A 17,181-nucleotide genomic window follows, 5' to 3' on the forward strand; every position below is an offset into this window, starting at 1 on the left:
AGGGGGCGTGGCGGAACGCGCCAAGGCCCTGCTGGTCGACGACCGGAAAGACAATCTGCTCGCTTTGGAGGCCATCCTCCAGGGCCTGCCGGTCACCCCGGTTGCCGTCGAGAGCGGCGAGGCCGCGCTGAAACAGCTGCTCACCGACGACTTCGCGGTGATCCTGCTGGACGCGCAGATGCCCAACATGGACGGTTTCGAGACGGCCAGCCACATCAAGCGGCGGGAGCGCACTCGGCACGTACCCATCTTGTTCTTGACCGCGGCCGACCGCGATGCGCAACTCGCGCTGCGGGGTTACGCGGTCGGCGCGGTCGACTACCTCACGAAGCCGTTCGACCCGTGGGTGCTGCGCGCCAAGGTCAACATCTTCGTGGATCTGTGGACGAAGACTCAGCAGCTCAAGGCCCAGGCCGACGCCACCCGTGAGCGCGACGCGCAGTGGCAGCGCCTCACCGAGACGGTCGACGAGGCGGCACGGGTGCTGCGCGCGAACGGCGACGAGGCGGGCTCCGAGGCCCTGGCGCTGCTCGAGAAGGCCCGCTGGGGGAGTCCTACCGATTGATGTACGGCTGCACGGCGCCGGCCAGCGCCGACCGCAGCACGGACTTCGGCCGGAAGCCGACCAGCGACGTGGTCGGCACGCCGCCCGAGAAGAACAGCAGGGTCGGCATCGACATGACCCGGTAGGCGCGGGTGGTCTCGGGGTTCTCGTCGGCGTTGAGTTTGCCGATCAGCAGCTCGCCGCGGAACTCGCCCGCCAGCTCGGCCAGCACCTGCGCCATCGGGCGGCACGGCGGGCACCACTCGGCCCAGAAGTCGACGACGAACGGCAGCTCGGCCTTCAGCACGAGCGAGGCGAAGTCGGCGTCGGTGACGGTGATCAGATCGGTTTCCAGCACTGGCTCTCCCGGTGTGCGACGGCCTGGGTCAGTTGCGTGTGCAGGCGCTGACGGACGTCGGTGAGCTCGGCGATGAGGCCGTCGACCTCGGTCACCTTCCGGCGCAGGACCGCCACCGAGTCGGGGCAGACGTGGCCCGAGCCGGTGACGCGCAGGCACTCGACGAAGGGCTTGATGTCGTCCATGCCGAAACCCACCGCGAGCAGCGAGCGGATCTCGTGGACGACCCGGAGCTCGGCGTCGTCGTAGTGCCGGTAGCCGTTGGGGTCGCGCCGGGGGCGCACGAGACCCTGCTCTTCGTAATAGCGCAGGGTCCGGGCACTGGTCCCGGCCAGTTCGGCCAGCTCACCGATCAGCATGCACCGACGGTAGGCCTTCACGCCGACGTCAAGGCAACTCTCTTTTACGGCGCAGAGCTGATCATGAGGGCGCTGCGCAGGCCCGTGATGTCGAGGACGCGCATGAGGAAGTCGCCGACGTTGGTCAGCGCGAGCACCGTGCGGGCGTGCTGCGCCTTGCGGCTGAGCACGACGAGGGTGCCGAGGCCCTGCGAGTCGCAGAATGTGACACCGGCCATGTCGAGCACGATGCGCGGTGGCGGATCGGCCAGGGTGTCATTGACGATGGCCGAGAGGTTGGTGACCGTGAGCACGTCGATCTCACCGGCGAGGTGGAGTACGACCTCGTCGGGCGCACGCTCAACCGTGATGGTCAACTCCGGTCGCTCCACGGCCCCAGCCTATCGTCCGGGGGGTTGATCTGCCCGTTGGGCACGTTCGTATCGGGTCGTACCGGACATGCTGGTGTGACGCACGCACGACGTGAACAACCCTCTTGAGACGGCACGGACGCGTCGCTGACAGAATGGGAGCCGCTGTGACCACGACATACCGCGCCGAGGGCCTCCCCTACCCGGAGGACGCCCCGGTCTCCCAGGCCCTCTTCGACCGCGCCTCGGCCATCGTGCCCGGCGGGGTCAATTCACCCGTGCGTGCGTTCCGAGCGGTCGGCGGCACGCCCCGATTCATGGCCAAGGGCCGCGGTCCCTGGCTCACCGACGCCGACGGCCGGCGCTACGTCGACCTGGTCTGCTCGTGGGGCCCGCTGATCCACGGCCACGCGCACCCCGAGATCGTCGCCGCGGTGCAGGCGGCGGCCGCCCGCGGCACCAGCTTCGGCACCCCGACGGCCGGCGAGGTCGACCTGGCCGAGGAGATCGTCCGGCGGACGCCGGTCGACGAGGTCCGCCTGGTCAACTCGGGCACCGAGGCCACCATGACCGCGATCCGGCTGGCCCGCGGCTTCACCGGCCGGGCCAAGGTGATCAAGTTCGCGGGCTGCTACCACGGGCACGTCGACGCGTTGCTGGCCGCGGCCGGCTCGGGCGTCGCCACGCTCGGCCTGCCCGACTCGCCCGGCGTGACCGGCGCGGCCACGGCCGAGACGATCGTTCTGCCCTACAACGACCCCGCCGCCGTCGAGGCCGCGTTCGCGGCGAACGGCAGCGAGATCGCCGCGGTGATCACCGAGGCCGCCGCCGGCAACATGGGCGTGGTCGCGCCGCGGGAGGGCTTCAACCAGCGGCTGGCCGAGATCGCCCACGCGCACGGCGCGCTGCTGATTGTCGACGAGGTGATGACCGGCTTCCGGGTCTCGGCCGGCGGCTGGGCGGGCCTCGAGCCGGTCGACGCCGACCTGTTCACCTTCGGCAAGGTGATGGGCGGCGGCCTGCCCGCGGCCGCGTTCGGCGGGCGCCGCGAGATCATGTCGCGGCTCGCCCCGGCCGGGCCGGTCTACCAGGCCGGCACCCTCTCCGGTAATCCCCTGGCCTGCGCCGCGGGCCTCGCCTCGCTGCGGCTCGCCGACGACGCGGCGTACAAGCGGCTCGACGAGCTCTCGGCCACGGTCGGCGCGCTCACCTCCCAGGCGCTCGGCGAGGCCGGCGTCGCGCACCGGCTCTCGTACGCCGGAAACATGTTCTCGATCTTCTTCACCGACGCCGACGTGGTCGACTACGACTCGGCGAAGACGCAAGATGCCGCCCAGTTCAAGGCCTTCTTCCACGCCATGCTCGCCCGCGGCGTCTACCTGCCGCCCAGCGCGTTCGAGTCATGGTTCGTTTCGACGGCGCTCGACGACGCGGCGCTGGAACAGATTGCCGCGGCGCTGCCGCACGCGGCACGTGCGGCGGGGAGCGTTGCGTGAGCGAGCCGACCAGGACCAGGGTGCACGTGCTGCGGCACGGCGAGGTCTTCAACCCCAACAAGATCCTGTACGGGCGGCTGCCCGACTTCCACCTGTCCGAGCTCGGCCAGCAGATGGCCAAGGCCGCCGCTGAGACCCTGGCCGCCCGCGACATCACGTACGTGGTGGCCAGCCCTCTCGAGCGCGCACAGGAGACGGCCGCCCCGATCGCCGCCGAGTTCAAGCTCGAGGTCGCCACCGACATCCGGCTGATCGAGAGCGCGAACTACTTCGAGGGAAAGAAGGTGTCGGTCGGCGACGGCGCGTTCGGCAACCCGCGCAACTGGTGGGTGCTGCGTGACCCGATCACGCCGTCCTGGGGCGAGCCTTATCTTCAGATCGCCCAGCGCATGTTCGCCGCCGTCCAGGCCGCCCGGGTCGCGGCCGAGGGCCACGAGGCCGTCTGCGTCTCGCATCAGCTGCCGATCTGGACGCTGCGGCGGTACGTCGAGAAGAAGCGGCTCTGGCACGACCCGCGCCGCCGGCAGTGCGGCCTGGCCAGCCTCACCACGTTCCTGTTCGAGGGTTCCACGGTCGTCGGCATGGAGTATTCCGAGCCGGCCGCGCACCTGGTGGCCCTCTCCGCCTCCGCCAAGACCGCCAAGGGAGCTTGACCATGCGCCGCCTCGCCGGAGTCCTGGCCGTCGCCGCCGTCGCGGCGGTCGTCCTGACCGGCTGTGGCGGCGAGAACTGGGCCAAGAAGTGCACCACCACCGGCAACGTGGTCGAGTGCGCGCCCGATCAGCGCCCGCAGGTCGAGGACGTGACCGGCGACCTGCTCGGCGGCGGCACCTACGACATCACGCAGGACCGCGGCAAGGTCGTGGTGGTCAACTTCTGGGGCTCGTGGTGCGCGCCGTGCCGGGCCGAGGCCGACGACCTCGAGACGACGTACCAGGCGACCAAGGCCAAGGGCGTCAGCTTCATCGGAGTCAACTCGCGCGACGACAAAGACGCGGCCGTCGCCTTCGAGCGCGGCCGGGTGACGTACCCGAGCATCTATGACTTCGCAGGCAAGGTGGCGCTGAAGTTCGACGTCACCCAGACCACCACCCCGCAGACGCTGATCCTCGACCGGCAAGGGCGGATCGCGGTGGCGCTGCGGGCCGCCACCACGCATACCGAGCTCCGGCCGCTGGTCGAGAAGATCGCCGCGGAAGGGACCGGGTGATGGGTGACCAGTTCGCCTCGATCGCCGGCACCGGCCCGCTGCTGCTGGCCATCGCCGTCGCGGCCGCCGCCGGCCTGGTCAGCATCCTCTCGCCGTGTGTGCTGCCGCTGCTGCCGGGCTACCTCTCGTACGTGACCGGCCTGGCCGGCTCCGATCTGGACGCCCGCGACGTCCCGGAAGCCCGCGAGCCCGCCGAGGGCGCCGTCGCCGTGAAGACCCGGATCAGCGGCCGGGTGCTGGCCGGCACCGGTCTCTTCGTGCTCGGCTTCTCGGTCGTGTTCACGCTGCTGCTGACCCTGGTGGCCAACATCGGCTTCGCCCTCAAGACGCACCAGGACATGCTCAACGTGATCCTTGGCGTGCTGGTGATCGTGCTCGGCTTCGGCTATCTGGGCTGGATCCCGGGCCTGCAGCGCGAGGTGCGGATCAGCAAGCTCCCGGCGGCCGGCCTGGTCGGCGCGCCGGTCTTCGGGGCGATCTTCGCGCTCTCCTGGCTGCCGTGCACCGGGCCGACCCTGGCCGCGGTGGCCGCCCTCGCCACGACCAGCGGGCAGACCAGCCGGGCGGTGACGCTCTCCCTCGCGTACAGCCTGGGGCTGGGCCTTCCGTTCGTGCTCTTCGGCCTGTTCTTCCGCAAGTTGCTCGGCGTCTTCCGCGCCATCCGCCGCAACAGCCGGTGGGTGACCCGGGTCGGCGGCGTGCTGCTGATCCTGGTCGGCGTCGCGCTGGTCACCGGCGGGTGGAACCACTTCCTGGTCTGGCTGCTGACCACTTTCAACTTCGGTCAGGAGACGTTGCTGTGACCGTGGTCGAGGAACGCCCGGCCCCGCCGGCCGCGCCGCCACCGGGGCGGCCCAGCCGCGTGTGGGCTCTCCTGCGCAACTCGTGGCGACAGCTCACCAGCATGCGTACGGCGCTGGTCCTGCTCTTCCTGCTGGCCGTCGCCGCGATTCCCGGCTCGGTCTTCCCCCAGCGCGCGGTCGACTCGCAGCGGGTCACCGACTACTACCAGGCCCACCCCCAACTGGCGCCCTGGCTCGAGCGGCTCGGCGGCTTCGAGGTGTACGGGTCGCCGTGGTTCGCCTCGATCTACCTGCTGCTGTTCACCTCGCTGGTCGGCTGCGTTCTGCCCCGGCTCCGCGACCACGTGCGCGCGCTGCGCCAGGCCCCGCCGGACGCGCCGCGCCACCTTTCACGCCTGCCCGAGTCGGCGCCGGAATCCGAGCGCGCGGAGGCGCCCGCCGAGGTGGCCGCGGCCGTCGCCGGCATCCTGCGGAAACGACGCTGGCGCGCCAAGGTGCGCGAGCAGGAGGACGGCAGCTTCACGGTCTCGGCCGAGAAGGGCCACCTCAAGGAGACCGGCAACCTGCTCTTCCACTTCGCGCTGCTCGCGGTGCTGATCGGGGTGGGCTTCGGGCACTGGTACGGGTGGCACGGCAACCGGATCCTGGTGGCCGGCGCCGACCAGGGCTTCTGCGACTCGCTCGCCCAGTACGACGACTCCACGCTCGGCCCGCGCGTGGACGCCGCCGACCTGCCGAACTTCTGCCTCGAGCTGACCGATTTCCAGGCCGCGTACGAGTCCACCGGCCAGCCCAAGAAGTTCTCGGCCACGGTCGCGGTGAGCGAGGACGACGGCCCCGAGAAGACCCGTACGTTCACGGTCAACGACCCGCTGCGGCTGCACGGCGCCAACGTGCATCTGATCGGCCACGGCTACGCGGTGACCGTGCGCTACACCGACCGGTTCGGCGCCTCGCAGACCAAGACCGTGCCGTTCCTGCCGATCGACGGCATGTTCACCAGCGAGGGCGTCGCCCAGTTCCCGGACGTGAACATCGATCCCCGGACGAACAAGCGGGACGCGACCCTCCAGATGGGATTCGAGGGCCGCTATCTGCCCACGGTCGGTACCGGCGCGACGTCGACCTTCCCGGCCGAGAACGCGCCCGCGCTGTTCCTCACCGCCTACCGCGGCGACCTCGGGCTCGACGTGGGCACGCCCGGCTCGGTCTACTCGCTCAACCAGGGGCAGATCGCGACCGGCGACCTCAAGAACGTGAGCGGCGCGCGGCCGCACAAGCTCGAGATCGGCGACAGCTGGACCCTGGACGACGGCACCAAGCTGGAGTTCCTTGGCACCCGGCCGTTCGCCACGCTCTCGATCCGGTACGACCCGACGCAGACGCTGGTGCTGGCGGGCGCGGCGATCGGCCTGCTCGGGCTGATGCTGTCGCTCGCCGGCCATCGTCGCCGGGTCTGGTTCCGCGCCCTGCCAGCTTCGCCGGAGTCGTCCGGAGGTACGTTGTTGTCGGCCGGTGGTCTCCCGCGCACCGACTATCCCGGTTTCGCCGACGAGTTCACGCAGTTGGTGAAGGCCGCCGAGGAAGGGACGCCCTGATGGCGGAGTTGTCGAATCAGCTGATGGCGGTGACCGTCCTGGCCTATCTGGTCGCGATGGTGCTGTACGCCGCCGAATATGCCTTCGGCTCCAAGAGCCGGATAGGGCGTGCGGCCGTGCGGCCCGCAAGGCAGCTCGTCGGCGTCGGGGCGCCGGTCGAGGACGACGTGGTGGACGATGTCGTTGTCGAGGCCCCGCCCCAGCCCGACAAACGGTCCGAGATCATCGGCCGCATCGCCGTCGGCGTCAACATCCTCGCCCTGCTGCTGCACCTGGGCACGCTGGTCACGCGCGGCATCGCGGCCGACCGCATGCCCTGGGGCAACATGTACGAGTACATCCTCTCCGCGACCTTCGTCGGGTCGGCGGTCTGGGTGGGCATCCTGTTGCGCCGGCCAGCCGTCCGGCACATCGGCCTGTTCGTCTCGCTCGCGCTGGTGCTGCTGCTCGGCGCCGCCGGCATGATCGCGTACACCCCGGTGGGGCCGCTCGTGCCGGCCCTGCACTCGTACTGGTTCATCATCCACGTCTCGACGATCATCGTGGGGTCCGGCATTTTCCTGGTCGGCGCGGTGCCGGCCACGATGTTCCTGATCCGCGACGGGTACGACAAGGGCAAGCGGCGCTTCCCGTACTCGCTCGGCAAGAACACACCGGACGCCACGGTGCTCGAGCGGCTGACCTTCCGGTTGCACGCGTTCGCGTTCCCGCTGTTCACGTTCGGCGCGCTGATCGCCGGGCCGATCTGGGCCGAGGCGTCCTGGGGCCGGTACTGGGGGTGGGACCCCAAGGAGGTCTGGGCGTTCATCTCCTGGATCGTCTACGCGGGCTACCTGCACGCCCGGGCCACGCCGAGCGTGAAGCGCACGGTGGCGACGTGGATCGCGCTACTGGGCTTCGCGACCATGCTGATGAACCTGTTCGGCGTGAATTTGTTCTTCAGCGGCTTCCATTCATATGCCAATGCGGGCGGTATGTAGGGGCTCCGGCTTTCGTGCGTCTCTCGCGGCGAGCGTTTGGAGAAGGACCCTTTTCGCTACGAGCAGCGACCACAACAACCGCAGCAGCCACCGGCCCGTAGAGCGACGCGAGCCGGATGCGACGCAAGCCTTTGCCGCGACCGCCGGGCTGAGCTCGGTGGTCCGGCCTACTGCCCGAGGAGCCCACCGAGCAGCGGCCGTTCCTCGGGCGCGGCCGATGTGGGTGGGTTCGCCGCCGGTGACGTCGAGGTGCCCGGCGCGGGCGTCCCGGGATCGGCCTCGCCCGGCACGGTCGGCTGCGTGGTCGCGGGCGGCGCGATGGTCTGCGTGGCAGGGCCCACGGTGGTCTGCGTGGCAGCGGCCGCGGTGGTCTGCGTGAGCGCCGTTGTCGCCGAGGGAGCCAGTCGTCCGCCTCCGCCTGCCGGGGCGTCGGTGTCGGGGCCGCAGTCGCCGGCCGTCCACGTGTCGTATCGGTTGACCCAGTTCAGGCAGAAGTCGCCGGTGCGCTGCGGCTGGTTCGGGCTGTACCCGGTCAGCGTCGGCACGTCATCGCGCCAGTAGCGGGCCGCGCTGCCGTCCGCGGGGCGAAGCTGCACGTTGTCGACGGTCACCTCGGGCACGTCGATGCGAGCCGGGCGGCCGGAGTCGACGTGCACCTCGACGTACTGCTCCACGAACGCGCTCGACCCGATCGGCAGGCGCTGGGCGGTGAGCAGGTTCCACCGGTTGTTCCACCAGAGCCAGGCGCCCCACACGCCGTTCGCGTCGCTGTGCAGGTCGAGCCACACCCGGTCGCCGGGCCGCAGCGCGTACTGGTCGTAGAACTGCCACGAGTGCGTGTTGGTGTTGAACGTGTAGATGTGCTGGCGCAGCGGCCCGGCCCACCCGGTCTGCGCCCACCCGGCCTCGAGCCAGGAGATCTGCCCGCCGCCCAGGTTCCGCTTGACCATGAAGCGACCGGCCACGAAGTCGTAGCTACCGGGCCGGATCGAGCCGTCCACCACCGAGATGCGGCCGGAGACGCCGCTCCACTCGCCGGCGGAGTTCGCGCCGAGGTGGTGGTAGCCGCTCGGGGTGAAGGCGGCCGCGGCGGGCTGGACGGGCTTGGTGAGCTGGATCCCGGACTCGAGGATGCGCCCGGCCGCGCGGCAGGCGCCGGGAGCGCTCGGGTCGGCCGGCGTCGTCGGCGGCCGGGTGGAGGCCTTGCCGACCGGGCAGGCGGGCAGGCGCGGGGCCGAGGGGGCGGAGACCGCCGGGGCGGCCCCGGCCAGCAGGGCGGTGAGCACGGTCAGCGCGCACCAGCGCGCCACGCTCCGGACGTTCATCGTCACCTCGCTGACCCGATGGGGAACAATCGCCCACATTAACGCGAATCGGACATCCCGAGTGACGGTGATCGCCCGAGTGCGGAACTGTCGCAGGGGTGGTGAAGACTGGGGTGCATGGCGTCTCGTGGGTTTCCCTATGAAGATCTACAGAGCTTCCTGTCGGCCCTCGAATCGGCCGGTGAGCTGCGCCGGGTCACCGTCCCGGTCGACCCCACGCTCGAGATCAGCGAGGTCGTGACCCGCACCGTACGGGCCGGTGGTCCGGCCCTGCTTTTCGAGCGGCCGACCCGCGGCGAGATGCCGGTGGCGATCAACCTGTTCGCCACCGAGAAGCGCATGGCGATGGCCCTCGGCGTCGAGTCGCTCGACGAGATCGGCGACCGCATCGGCTCGCTGATCAAGCCCGAGCTCCCGGTGGGCTGGTCCGGCATCCGCGAAGGCATCGGCAAAGCGCTCCAGCTCAAGTCGCTGCCGCCCAAGAAGGTCAAGACCGCCCCCTGCCAAGAGGTGGTGTTGAAGGGTGACGAGGTCGATCTCGACCGGCTGCCCGGCCTCCAGGTCTGGCCCGGCGACGGCGGCGTCTTCCACAACTTCGGGCTCACCCACACCAAGCACCCCGAGACCGGCAAGCGCAATCTGGGCCTCTACCGCCTCCAGCAGCACTCGAAGAACACGCTGGGCATGCACTGGCAGATCCACAAAGACTCGACCGCACACCACGCGGTCGCCGAGCGCCGTGGCGAGCGCCTGCCGGTGGCCGTGGCGATCGGCTGCGACCCGGTGGTCTGCTACGCGGCGAGCGCCCCGCTGCCCTCCGACATCGACGAATACCTGTTCGCCGGCTTCCTGCGGGGCGAGCGAGTCGAGATGGTCGACTGCCTGACGGTTCCGCTGCAGGTCCCCGCGCACGCCCAGGTCGTGCTCGAGGGCTATCTCGAGCCCGGCGAGCGTGCGCCCGAGGGCCCGTTCGGCGACCACACCGGCTTCTACACCCCGGTCGAGCCGTTCCCGGTGCTGCACATCGAGGCGATGACCATGCGGAAGAAGCCGATCTACCACTCGATCATCACGTCCAAGCCGCCGCAGGAAGACCACGGCCTCGGCAAGGCGACCGAGCGCATCTTCCTGCCGCTGCTGCGCATGCTGATCCCCGACATCGTCGACTACGACATGCCGGCCGCCGGCGTCTTCCACAACTGCGTGATTGTCTCGATCAAGAAGCGCTACCCGAAGCATGCACAAAAGATCATGAATGCGATCTGGGGCGCCCACCTGATGTCGCTGACCAAGCTCATCGTGGTGGTCGACGAGGACTGCGACGTCCACGACTACGCCGAGGTGGCGTTCCGCGCGTTCGGCAACGTCGACTACGACCGCGACCTGCTGCTCGTCCAGGGCCCGGTCGACCACCTCGACCACGCGTCGTACCAGCAGTTCTGGGGCGGCAAGGCGGGCATCGACGCCACCCGTAAGCTGCCGTCCGAGGGCTACGCCCGTGGCTGGCCGGAAGAGATGGCCATGTCGAGCGAGGTGGTCGCGCTCGTGGACAAGCGCTGGAAGGAATACGGCATATGACGGCGGTCGCCGCGGTCCCGGAAAAGCCGGGCCGGATCAAGTCTTTCCTCGAGCTGGTCAAGATCGAGCACTCGATCTTCGCGCTGCCGTTCGCGTACCTCTCCGCGCTGGTGGCCCTCGATCGCGAGGGCACCGGCATCCACTGGATCGACCTGCTGCTGATCACGGTCGCGATGGTCTCGGGCCGCACCTTCGCGATGGCGGCCAACCGCATCCTCGACCGCAAGATCGACGCCCTGAATCCGCGTACGCAGAATCGTGAGCTCGTCACCGGCGCTGTCTCGCTGCGCACCGCCTGGACGGGTGCGGTGGTGTCGCTGGTCGTCATGGCGGTCGCCGCGGGCCTGCTCAACTGGCTGTGCCTGGCGTTGTTCCCACTGGCGGTGATCCCGCTGGTGATCTACCCGTACGCGAAGCGCTTCACGAACTATCCGCACTACGTGCTCGCGCTCGCGCAGGCGGTGGCGCCGGTCGGGGCCTGGCTCGGCATCACCGGCACCTTCGCCGGCTCGGGACCGGCCTGGCTCCTCGGGGTTGCGGTCGGCCTGTGGATCGGCGGCTTCGACATCATCTACGCCTGTCAAGACGTCGAGATCGACCGCCAGATCGGCGTGCACTCCACCCCGGCCCGCTGGGGCGTGCGCACCGCGCTGCACATCTCCACCGTCACACACGTGGTGACGTTCGCCTTGTTCGTCTGGTTCGGTCAGCTGGTCGGCCTGAGCTGGCTCTGGTGGATCGGCCTGGCACTCACCGCGGCGGCGTTCGCGTACCAGCACATCGTGGTCACCCCGACCGACCTGTCCAAGGTCAACAGGGCGTTCTTCACGGCGAACGGCTTCGTCGGCATCGCGCTGTTCCTCTTCGCGCTGCTCGACTTGGCGCTGCTGTGACCCCCGCTCGACACTGGGCAGTGTTCGGTGTAACCACCTTGGCAGCGGCGTCCGTCTAATCCGCGTGAGCGACAACGAGGCCGAGTTCCGGGAGTTCGCCGCCGCGCGCATGGAGTCGCTGCGCGGACTGGCCTACCTCACGTGCGGCGATTGGCAGGTGGCCGAGGACGCGGTCCTCAGCGCGCTCGCCCGGCTTTACGTGAAGTGGCGCCGGATCGACAACCCCGACGCGTACGCCCGGACCGCGGTGGTCCGGGCCGCGATCGACGAGACGCGCAGGTCCTGGTGGCGGCGGGAGCAGCCGACGGACCCGGCCGATCCGCGCTCACCCTCGCCGAGCAGCGTCAGGTGGCCGAGGCGCTCCGGCTGGGCACGCCGAAGCCGGTACGGATCCCGTTCGGTGTCTCCTACGTACCCGACGGCTACAAGCTGGTCGAGGTCACGACGAACTCCGCCCAGTTCGTGCCGACTGCCGATGCCGTCGCGCGGCTGGGCAAGCCCGACCCGCTCCCCGACGTGCGGTCGCTCGCCGCCATCAGGCTCTCGGTCGGCCGGGCGAGCGCCGACCATGGCACGCCCCGGGACGGCGTGCTGTGCCCGGAGCTGCCGCTCAAGGGCGGCGACGTCGGCCGGATGGGGTACTGCTACGCCTTCCTCGGCGACACCTACGTGGAGGAGGCGCGGAGCCGGTCGGCCGTCGACACCGTGGAGCTGGGCCGGATGATCAAGTCGGGGCGGTTCGTGCCGCTCTCCGACCCGGGTAACTGGATTCCCGTGGGCGCGGCGTTCCCGGCGAGCGCGCTGGTGGGCGGGGAATGAACGGGCACACTTGAGGCATGCGTGAACCCTGGGTCGTCGGCGTCTCGGGCGCCTCCGGCACGCCGTACGCGAAAGCGGTTTTGAATGGCCTTCTGGAGGCGGGCGAATCCGTCGACCTGGTCGTCTCGCGCGCGGCCCGGCTGACCCTGCTCGACGAGACCGGCGCGTCCGTGCGGGACGCGCACTGGAAGGACGACGTGGCCGCCTGGCTCGGGCGAGACCTAGGCGACCTGCGGTACTGGCCGGCAGGCGACCTGGCGGCCGGGCCGAGCAGCGGCTCCTACCGGGCAAAGGGGATGGCGGTCGTGCCGGCCAGCACGGCGGCGTGCGCGGGCATCGCCATCGGGCTCTCGAAAGACCTGCTCCAGCGGGCCGCCGAGGTCAACCTCAAGGAGCGCCGGCGCACGGTGGTGGTGCCGCGGGAGACCCCGGTGACCCGCAGCCACCTCGAACACCTGATCGCGCTGCACGACGCCGGGGCGGTCGTGCTGCCGGCCAGCCCCGGCTTCTACGGCGCCGGGGCCGGTGCGACCGCGCAACAACTCGTCGACTTCGTGGCGGGCAAGGTGCTGGACGCTCTCGGCGTACCCCACACGCTTTTGACTCGATGGAAGGGCGAGCTGAACGCTCAGCGCAACCCGTTCGGCGGGCCGTAACCCATGCCGGGATTGCTCGGGCCCGAATTGCGGGGCCGATTGGCGGCATCGTCCTCGCGCATTTCTTCGACCACGCCGTCGCCCTCGAGCAACGCGCGGACCTCTGACTCGCGGAACCGGCGGTGGCCACCCGGAGTCCGGATGCTGCCGATGCGCCCGGCGGCAGCCCACCGCGTGACCGTTTTGGGGTCGACGCGGAACAGCGCGGCCACCTCGCCCGGTGTCAGCAGACGATCTCCAGTGTCCACAACCCCCTCCTCGCGTCGGTCTTGGAGCGGCCGTGATCACGGTGAGTGTCGGCGTGCTCGATCGGGACGTAAAGCCATTAGAGCATTGCCCCGGAACCGAGTCCCTGGAATGCGGAAAAAGCCCTAATTGCGACAGTGATCGTTATCCTGCCGCCGATTCGTCGCTACCGGGCGTGAGTAGCGATCTGCCACCCGTTTAGGGTCTGAGCTATGGACTCCATCGACCTCCGGCTGATCGACCTGCTACGGGAGAATGCGCGCTCGTCGTACGCCGAGCTGGCCCGCAAGGTCGGACTCTCCGCGCCCGCCGTGCACGAGCGGGTCGGCAAGCTCGAAGCGGCCGGCACCATCCGCGGTTACCGCGCCGATGTCGACCATGAGGCGCTCGGGCTCGGGGTCACCGCGCTGATCGGCATCATCGAAGACTCCGGCGCCGACACCGACGACGTGCTGGCGGCCGTGCGGGCCATGCCCGAGGTCGAGAGCTGCTACTTCATGGCCGGGGTGGAGTCGTACCAGCTGATCGTCCGTGTCGGCACCATCGCCGAACTCGAGCAGCTCATCGTGCGGATCAACCGCACGCCGGGGGTCGCTTCGACGCGTACGGCGATCGCGCTGTCGACGAAGTGGGAGAACCGGCCCCAACCCGGCCTGGGTTGAGATTTACTCTCTGGTGGCGAGGCCGGGGTAGTCGACGACGAATCCCTCGTCGTCGACCGTCAGGTCGGCGCTGAACGTCTCGCTGGCGTAGCGGACGCGGTTGTTGCCGAGCGGGGTGTAGATCTGGTCGGCCTGAATCACCTCGAGGCTGGGAATCAGAACCCAGGCCGCGCTGATCCGGTGCGAGACGCCGGGCTCGGCCTTGAGCAGGCCCAGGCGGCGGATGGGAAGCGTATTGGTCAGCGGGGAGCCGCCGAGGTCGACGTCGAAAGCGCCGTACAGAAGATCGGGGTCTTCCATGCCCGGGAAGCCGGCGCCCGCGTGCCCGCCGGCCCGGAGCACGGCGTCGAGGTTGCCCCGCTCGGCGGTGGTGGCCCGCCAGCGGCCCGCGGCCAGCTCGAGCCGGACGCTGCGCACCCAGCCGGCGCCCTCGGCGGTGACGTCGACGTGGGCGGTCGACCAGCCCGGCTCGGTGCGTAACTCGTAGCGGCAGGTGAAGGGGATCGGATCGACGGCGAGGACCGTCCCGCGGGCGTAGAGGCCGTTGCGGGCGTCCACCAGGGCGTGCTCGGCCCCGGCGGTGTCTCGTCGTTTCCAGAACAGCGACTCGGGCATCGTCGGCATGACTCAACCCTCTCAAAGAAAGCGCGCCCCGGCACCGTGTGCCGGGGCGCGCTTGTCTACTTGCGGTCAGTACGTCCGGGCGGGGCGGGCGCCGAAGCGGGGCGACGGGCCGTCGTGGCGGTCGTTCCGCTGGCTGTCGCGGCGGAAGCCGCCCGTGCGCTCGCCGTTGCGCGGGGCGAAACCGCGGTCGCCGCGGTCGCCGCGCGGGCGATCGGCGAACGGCCGATCCGGCCGATCCTGCCGGTCGCCGAAGCCGGCACGGTCGGTGTGCTGCGGACGGTCACCGTACGAGCGGTCACGGTCCGTACGCTCCCCGCGGGGACGGTCACCGTAAGTGCGCTGCGGGCGGTCGCCGTACGAACGCTGCGGCCGGTCGCCGAAACGACCCCGCGGCCGGTCGCCGCGCCGGGGCTCCGGCTCTTCCGCCACCGGGACGCCGGACGGCTCGCGCGCGCCGGTGACCTCGGCGAGCTTCTCGTCGTTCAGCCGGACCCGGACCTCGGCCGGCGCCACGCCGGCCTTGCTCATCATGGCCTGGGTGCTGCGGCGCTGCTTCGGCAGGACCAGCGTGACCACCGCGCCCGACTCGCCGGCCCGTGCGGTGCGGCCGGCCCGGTGCAGATAGTCCTTCGGGTCCTTCGGCGGGTCCACGTGCACGACCAGCGAGATGCCGTCGACGTGGATGCCACGGGCCGCGACGTCGGTCGCCACGAGGACGTTGGAGCGGCCCTCCTTGAACTCGGCGAGCGTGCGGGTGCGTACCCGCTGGGTCTTGCCGCCGTGCAGCGCGCCGGCCCGGACGCCCACCTGGCGAAGCTGCTCGACCAGCCGGTCGACGCCCATCTGGGTGCGGGCGAAGACGATGGTCTTGCCCTCCCGGTTGGCGATCGCCGCGGTGATCGGGAACTTCTCCTGCGGCGGGATCAGCAGCAGGTGGTGATCCATCGTGGACACGCTCGCCTCGGCCGGAGCCGTCGAGTGCGTCACCGGGTCGTGCATGAACCGCTTGACCAGGGTGTCGACGTCACCGTCGAGAGTGGCCGAGAAGAGCAGACGCTGCGCGTTCGCCGGAGTCTTGGCCAGCAGCTCGGTGACCTCGGGCAGGAAGCCCATGTCGGCCATCTGGTCGGCCTCGTCGAGAACCGTGACCTCGACGTCGTCGAGGTTGCAGGCGCCCCGCTCGATCAGGTCGCCGAGACGGCCGGGCGTGGCCACGATCACCTCGACGCCGCGGCGCAGCGCGTCCATCTGACGGTCGTACGGCACGCCGCCGACCGCGGTCTTCAGGAAGACGCCGACGGACCGGCCCAACGGCTGGAGCGCGTCGGCCACCTGCATGGCCAGCTCGCGGGTCGGCACCAGGATCAGGGCCTTGGGGTGATGCGGCCGGGCGCGGCCACCCTGCGCGACGCGGGTGAGCAGCGGCAGGCCGAACGCCAGGGTCTTGCCGGAGCCGGTCTGGCCGCGGCCGAGAACATCACGGCCCGACAGCGCGTCGGGCATGGTGGCGGCCTGGATCTCGAACGGCGTGATTATGCCCTCGCGAGTGAGCACGCGCACAAGTTCGGGCTTGATGCCAAGATCGGCGAAGCTCTTCTTCGCGACCTCGACGGGCGCCTCGATCTCCTCCGAGGTAAGCGTCTCCTCCGAGGTCAGCGTCTCCTCCGAGGTCAGCGTCTCCTCCGAGGTCAGCGTCTCCTCCGAGGTCAGCGTCTCCTCCGAGGTCAGCGTCTCCTCCGAGGTCAGCGTCTCTGCCGAGGTCAGCGTCTCTGCCGAGGCCTCGGTCTCTGCCGAGGTCAGCGCCTCGTCGGGGACCTGCGTGCCTTCGGCGGCCTGCGTCTCTTCGCGGGTCTGCGTCTCTTCGGGGGCCGGCGTCTCTTCGGGGGCTGGCGTCTCTTCGGGCGTCTGGGGGGTTTCGAAAACGGACGGGAACGTGCTGGGATCAGCGAAAGTGGTCAAGAGAACCTCTCTACGGGGGCGCATGCTCGCGAAATGGCCCGCCGCGGCTTCCATCAGCCCGCCGCTGTAATGCCCGCAAGAACGCCCGTGGCATGCTCCGTGAAGGCACGCCGCGTGAACAACTGTCATAAGTGTACGGCTCAACGTTTGGGACGCCGACCGCATTCCGTGCCGGCAGTGGGCAGGCTCACCCCTCGGCGCAAACCTCGCAAGGATAGCTCAGCCGAACATGCCCGAAATCATGTCGGTGAAGGCACTCCCGGCGGTGAACAGGAATACCACACTTACGGTCACCAGCAAACCCAGCACCACGAGCATCGCGATGGCCACCTTCATGTTGCTGCGGCGGCGGTCGACGATCTCGTCACGCCAGCCCTGGGCCAGGATATGGCCGGTCAGCGAGCCAGAGTTTTCCACCGGGTTGGTGGAGACGGGCATCGTGGTGTCGATCGACGGGTAGCCGCCCATGCCATAGACGGTGCCGCCCGGACCCCGCTGCTGCGGAAGGGCCGAGGTGGCCGACGGATCGAACTCCGGCGGATATGCCGGTGGCGGGCTGACCCGGGCGGACGGCGTGTGAGTCGCACCGAAAGGCTGGGTGATCGAGGCCGGGCCGCCGACCCCGAACGGGTGCTGCGGCGGCGGGGTCGCCGCCGGGTGGGCGGGTGCCGAGGGCGGCATCGTGTACGCCGGGAGGCCGCTGCCGCCCGCCTGTGCGGTG

At 70.2% G+C, this 17,181-nt stretch carries 19 protein-coding genes and 2 pseudogenes; 13 read left to right on the forward strand and 8 right to left on the reverse strand.

Translation table 11 applies throughout. The features are described from left to right. Positions 1 to 7: 7 nt before the first annotated feature. Positions 8 to 565: a two-component system response regulator gene (locus tag ACIA5D_RS29280; RefSeq protein ID WP_396033510.1), complete on the forward strand. Its 558-nt coding sequence runs from the start codon at positions 8 to 10 to the stop codon at positions 563 to 565. Here ACIA5D_RS29280 and ACIA5D_RS29285 read toward each other — a convergent pair. From ACIA5D_RS29285 to ACIA5D_RS29295, 3 genes are read right to left on the reverse strand one after another with little or no spacing between them, the layout of a single operon-like run. After that, entirely contained in the window at positions 555 to 902 is a 348-nt protein-coding gene (locus tag ACIA5D_RS29285; RefSeq protein ID WP_396033511.1) for a thioredoxin family protein, read from the reverse strand. The two genes, ACIA5D_RS29280 and ACIA5D_RS29285, sit on opposite strands and share 11 nt — an antisense overlap. Next, the gene (locus ACIA5D_RS29290) at positions 884 to 1,261 is read right to left on the reverse strand and encodes a MerR family transcriptional regulator (RefSeq protein ID WP_396033512.1); all 378 of its coding nucleotides are present in this window, start codon (positions 1,259 to 1,261) and stop codon (positions 884 to 886) included. Before ACIA5D_RS29290 ends, ACIA5D_RS29285 begins: the two co-directional genes overlap by 19 nt. Positions 1,262 to 1,305: 44 nt before the next feature. Then, entirely contained in the window at positions 1,306 to 1,632 is a 327-nt protein-coding gene (locus tag ACIA5D_RS29295) for an STAS domain-containing protein (protein WP_396033513.1), read from the reverse strand. 134 nt (positions 1,633 to 1,766) lie between these two features. Here ACIA5D_RS29295 and hemL point away from each other — a divergent pair, with 134 nt between their 5' ends. Genes hemL through ccsB form a run of 6 tightly spaced genes read left to right on the forward strand, consistent with a single transcriptional unit; the run spans position 1,767 to position 7,698 of the window. Then, positions 1,767 to 3,107, forward strand: a complete 1,341-nt coding sequence (gene hemL, locus ACIA5D_RS29300; RefSeq protein WP_396033514.1) for a glutamate-1-semialdehyde 2,1-aminomutase — start codon at positions 1,767 to 1,769, stop codon at positions 3,105 to 3,107. Further along, on the forward strand, positions 3,104 to 3,760 hold the full coding sequence (locus tag ACIA5D_RS29305) for a histidine phosphatase family protein (RefSeq protein WP_396033515.1): 657 nt from the start codon (positions 3,104 to 3,106) through the stop codon (positions 3,758 to 3,760). Before hemL ends, ACIA5D_RS29305 begins: the two co-directional genes overlap by 4 nt. Continuing rightward, positions 3,757 to 4,317: a TlpA family protein disulfide reductase gene (locus tag ACIA5D_RS29310; protein ID WP_396033516.1), complete on the forward strand. Its 561-nt coding sequence runs from the start codon at positions 3,757 to 3,759 to the stop codon at positions 4,315 to 4,317. The genes ACIA5D_RS29305 and ACIA5D_RS29310 overlap by 4 nt, the downstream gene beginning before the upstream one ends. Then, on the forward strand, positions 4,317 to 5,120 hold the full coding sequence (locus tag ACIA5D_RS29315; RefSeq protein WP_396033517.1) for a cytochrome c biogenesis CcdA family protein: 804 nt from the start codon (positions 4,317 to 4,319) through the stop codon (positions 5,118 to 5,120). The genes ACIA5D_RS29310 and ACIA5D_RS29315 overlap by 1 nt, the downstream gene beginning before the upstream one ends. Continuing rightward, positions 5,117 to 6,718 (forward strand): cytochrome c biogenesis protein ResB, encoded by a 1,602-nt coding sequence (locus ACIA5D_RS29320; RefSeq protein WP_396033518.1) that lies wholly within the window; start codon positions 5,117 to 5,119, stop codon positions 6,716 to 6,718. Before ACIA5D_RS29315 ends, ACIA5D_RS29320 begins: the two co-directional genes overlap by 4 nt. Continuing rightward, the gene (gene ccsB / locus ACIA5D_RS29325; RefSeq protein ID WP_396033519.1) at positions 6,718 to 7,698 is read left to right on the forward strand and encodes a c-type cytochrome biogenesis protein CcsB; all 981 of its coding nucleotides are present in this window, start codon (positions 6,718 to 6,720) and stop codon (positions 7,696 to 7,698) included. Before ACIA5D_RS29320 ends, ccsB begins: the two co-directional genes overlap by 1 nt. A gap of 167 nt (positions 7,699 to 7,865) precedes the next feature. Here ccsB and ACIA5D_RS29330 read toward each other — a convergent pair whose 3' ends face one another. Further along, the gene (locus ACIA5D_RS29330) at positions 7,866 to 9,023 is read right to left on the reverse strand and encodes a hypothetical protein (RefSeq protein ID WP_396033520.1); all 1,158 of its coding nucleotides are present in this window, start codon (positions 9,021 to 9,023) and stop codon (positions 7,866 to 7,868) included. Positions 9,024 to 9,140: 117 nt separating this feature from the next. On the opposite strand from ACIA5D_RS29330, the gene ACIA5D_RS29335 reads away from it, so the two are divergent. The 5 genes and pseudogenes from ACIA5D_RS29335 to ACIA5D_RS29355 all read left to right on the forward strand — a co-directional run bounded on the left by ACIA5D_RS29335 (position 9,141) and on the right by ACIA5D_RS29355 (position 12,969). After that, positions 9,141 to 10,601, forward strand: coding sequence for a menaquinone biosynthesis decarboxylase (locus tag ACIA5D_RS29335; RefSeq protein ID WP_396033521.1), 1,461 nt, complete (start codon positions 9,141 to 9,143; stop codon positions 10,599 to 10,601). Further along, positions 10,598 to 11,494: a menaquinone biosynthesis prenyltransferase MqnP gene (gene mqnP / locus ACIA5D_RS29340; protein WP_396033522.1), complete on the forward strand. Its 897-nt coding sequence runs from the start codon at positions 10,598 to 10,600 to the stop codon at positions 11,492 to 11,494. Before ACIA5D_RS29335 ends, mqnP begins: the two co-directional genes overlap by 4 nt. A 109-nt stretch (positions 11,495 to 11,603) precedes the next feature. After that, positions 11,604 to 11,726 (forward strand): annotated as a pseudogene (locus tag ACIA5D_RS29345) (SigE family RNA polymerase sigma factor); the annotation flags it as partial. A gap of 53 nt (positions 11,727 to 11,779) precedes the next feature. Beyond that, positions 11,780 to 12,313 (forward strand): hypothetical protein, encoded by a 534-nt coding sequence (locus tag ACIA5D_RS29350; protein WP_396033815.1) that lies wholly within the window; start codon positions 11,780 to 11,782, stop codon positions 12,311 to 12,313. Positions 12,314 to 12,330: 17 nt separating this feature from the next. After that, a complete protein-coding gene (locus ACIA5D_RS29355) occupies positions 12,331 to 12,969 on the forward strand; it encodes a UbiX family flavin prenyltransferase (RefSeq protein WP_396033523.1) in 639 nt (212 codons plus the stop codon). Here the strand turns inward: ACIA5D_RS29355 and ACIA5D_RS29360 are convergent. Then, on the reverse strand, positions 12,942 to 13,217 hold the full coding sequence (locus tag ACIA5D_RS29360; RefSeq protein WP_396033524.1) for a BldC family transcriptional regulator: 276 nt from the start codon (positions 13,215 to 13,217) through the stop codon (positions 12,942 to 12,944). The two genes, ACIA5D_RS29355 and ACIA5D_RS29360, sit on opposite strands and share 28 nt — an antisense overlap. A 210-nt stretch (positions 13,218 to 13,427) precedes the next feature. Here ACIA5D_RS29360 and ACIA5D_RS29365 point away from each other — a divergent pair, with 210 nt between their 5' ends. Continuing rightward, positions 13,428 to 13,877 (forward strand): Lrp/AsnC family transcriptional regulator, encoded by a 450-nt coding sequence (locus ACIA5D_RS29365; RefSeq protein ID WP_020515111.1) that lies wholly within the window; start codon positions 13,428 to 13,430, stop codon positions 13,875 to 13,877. A 3-nt stretch (positions 13,878 to 13,880) separates the two neighbouring features. On the opposite strand, the gene ACIA5D_RS29370 is transcribed toward ACIA5D_RS29365, so the two are convergent. The 3 genes and pseudogenes from ACIA5D_RS29370 to ACIA5D_RS29380 form a co-directional block, all read right to left on the reverse strand. After that, positions 13,881 to 14,501, reverse strand: coding sequence for a putative glycolipid-binding domain-containing protein (locus tag ACIA5D_RS29370; protein WP_396033526.1), 621 nt, complete (start codon positions 14,499 to 14,501; stop codon positions 13,881 to 13,883). A 66-nt stretch (positions 14,502 to 14,567) separates the two neighbouring features. Continuing rightward, positions 14,568 to 16,157 carry a DEAD/DEAH box helicase gene (locus ACIA5D_RS29375; protein ID WP_396033793.1) on the reverse strand — a complete coding sequence of 530 codons (1,590 nt, stop codon included), beginning with the start codon at positions 16,155 to 16,157 and terminating at the stop codon, positions 14,568 to 14,570. Positions 16,158 to 16,679: 522 nt separating this feature from the next. Then, a pseudogene (locus ACIA5D_RS29380) lies at positions 16,680 to 17,181 on the reverse strand (hypothetical protein); the annotation flags it as partial.

Origin of the sequence: Actinoplanes sp. NPDC051513 (assembly GCF_044454685.1) — a bacterium.
In the GTDB taxonomy this organism is placed as follows: domain Bacteria; phylum Actinomycetota; class Actinomycetes; order Mycobacteriales; family Micromonosporaceae; genus Actinoplanes.

Bases quoted from the DNA above. Each gene is read 5' to 3' on its own strand.
- ACIA5D_RS29290 (WP_396033512.1), bottom strand. From the start codon at position 1,261: ATGCTGATCGGTGAGCTGGCCGAACTGGCCGGGACCAGTGCCCGGACC.
- ACIA5D_RS29370 (WP_396033526.1), bottom strand. From the start codon at position 14,501: ATGCCGACGATGCCCGAGTCGCTGTTCTGGAAACGACGAGACACCGCC.
- ACIA5D_RS29365 (WP_020515111.1), top strand. From the start codon at position 13,428: ATGGACTCCATCGACCTCCGGCTGATCGACCTGCTACGGGAGAATGCG.
- ACIA5D_RS29330 (WP_396033520.1), bottom strand. From the start codon at position 9,023: ATGAACGTCCGGAGCGTGGCGCGCTGGTGCGCGCTGACCGTGCTCACC.
- ACIA5D_RS29315 (WP_396033517.1), top strand. From the start codon at position 4,317: ATGGGTGACCAGTTCGCCTCGATCGCCGGCACCGGCCCGCTGCTGCTG.
- ACIA5D_RS29355 (WP_396033523.1), top strand. From the start codon at position 12,331: ATGCGTGAACCCTGGGTCGTCGGCGTCTCGGGCGCCTCCGGCACGCCG.
- ccsB (WP_396033519.1), top strand. From the start codon at position 6,718: ATGGCGGAGTTGTCGAATCAGCTGATGGCGGTGACCGTCCTGGCCTAT.
- mqnP (WP_396033522.1), top strand. From the start codon at position 10,598: ATGACGGCGGTCGCCGCGGTCCCGGAAAAGCCGGGCCGGATCAAGTCT.
- ACIA5D_RS29335 (WP_396033521.1), top strand. From the start codon at position 9,141: ATGGCGTCTCGTGGGTTTCCCTATGAAGATCTACAGAGCTTCCTGTCG.
- hemL (WP_396033514.1), top strand. From the start codon at position 1,767: ATGGGAGCCGCTGTGACCACGACATACCGCGCCGAGGGCCTCCCCTAC.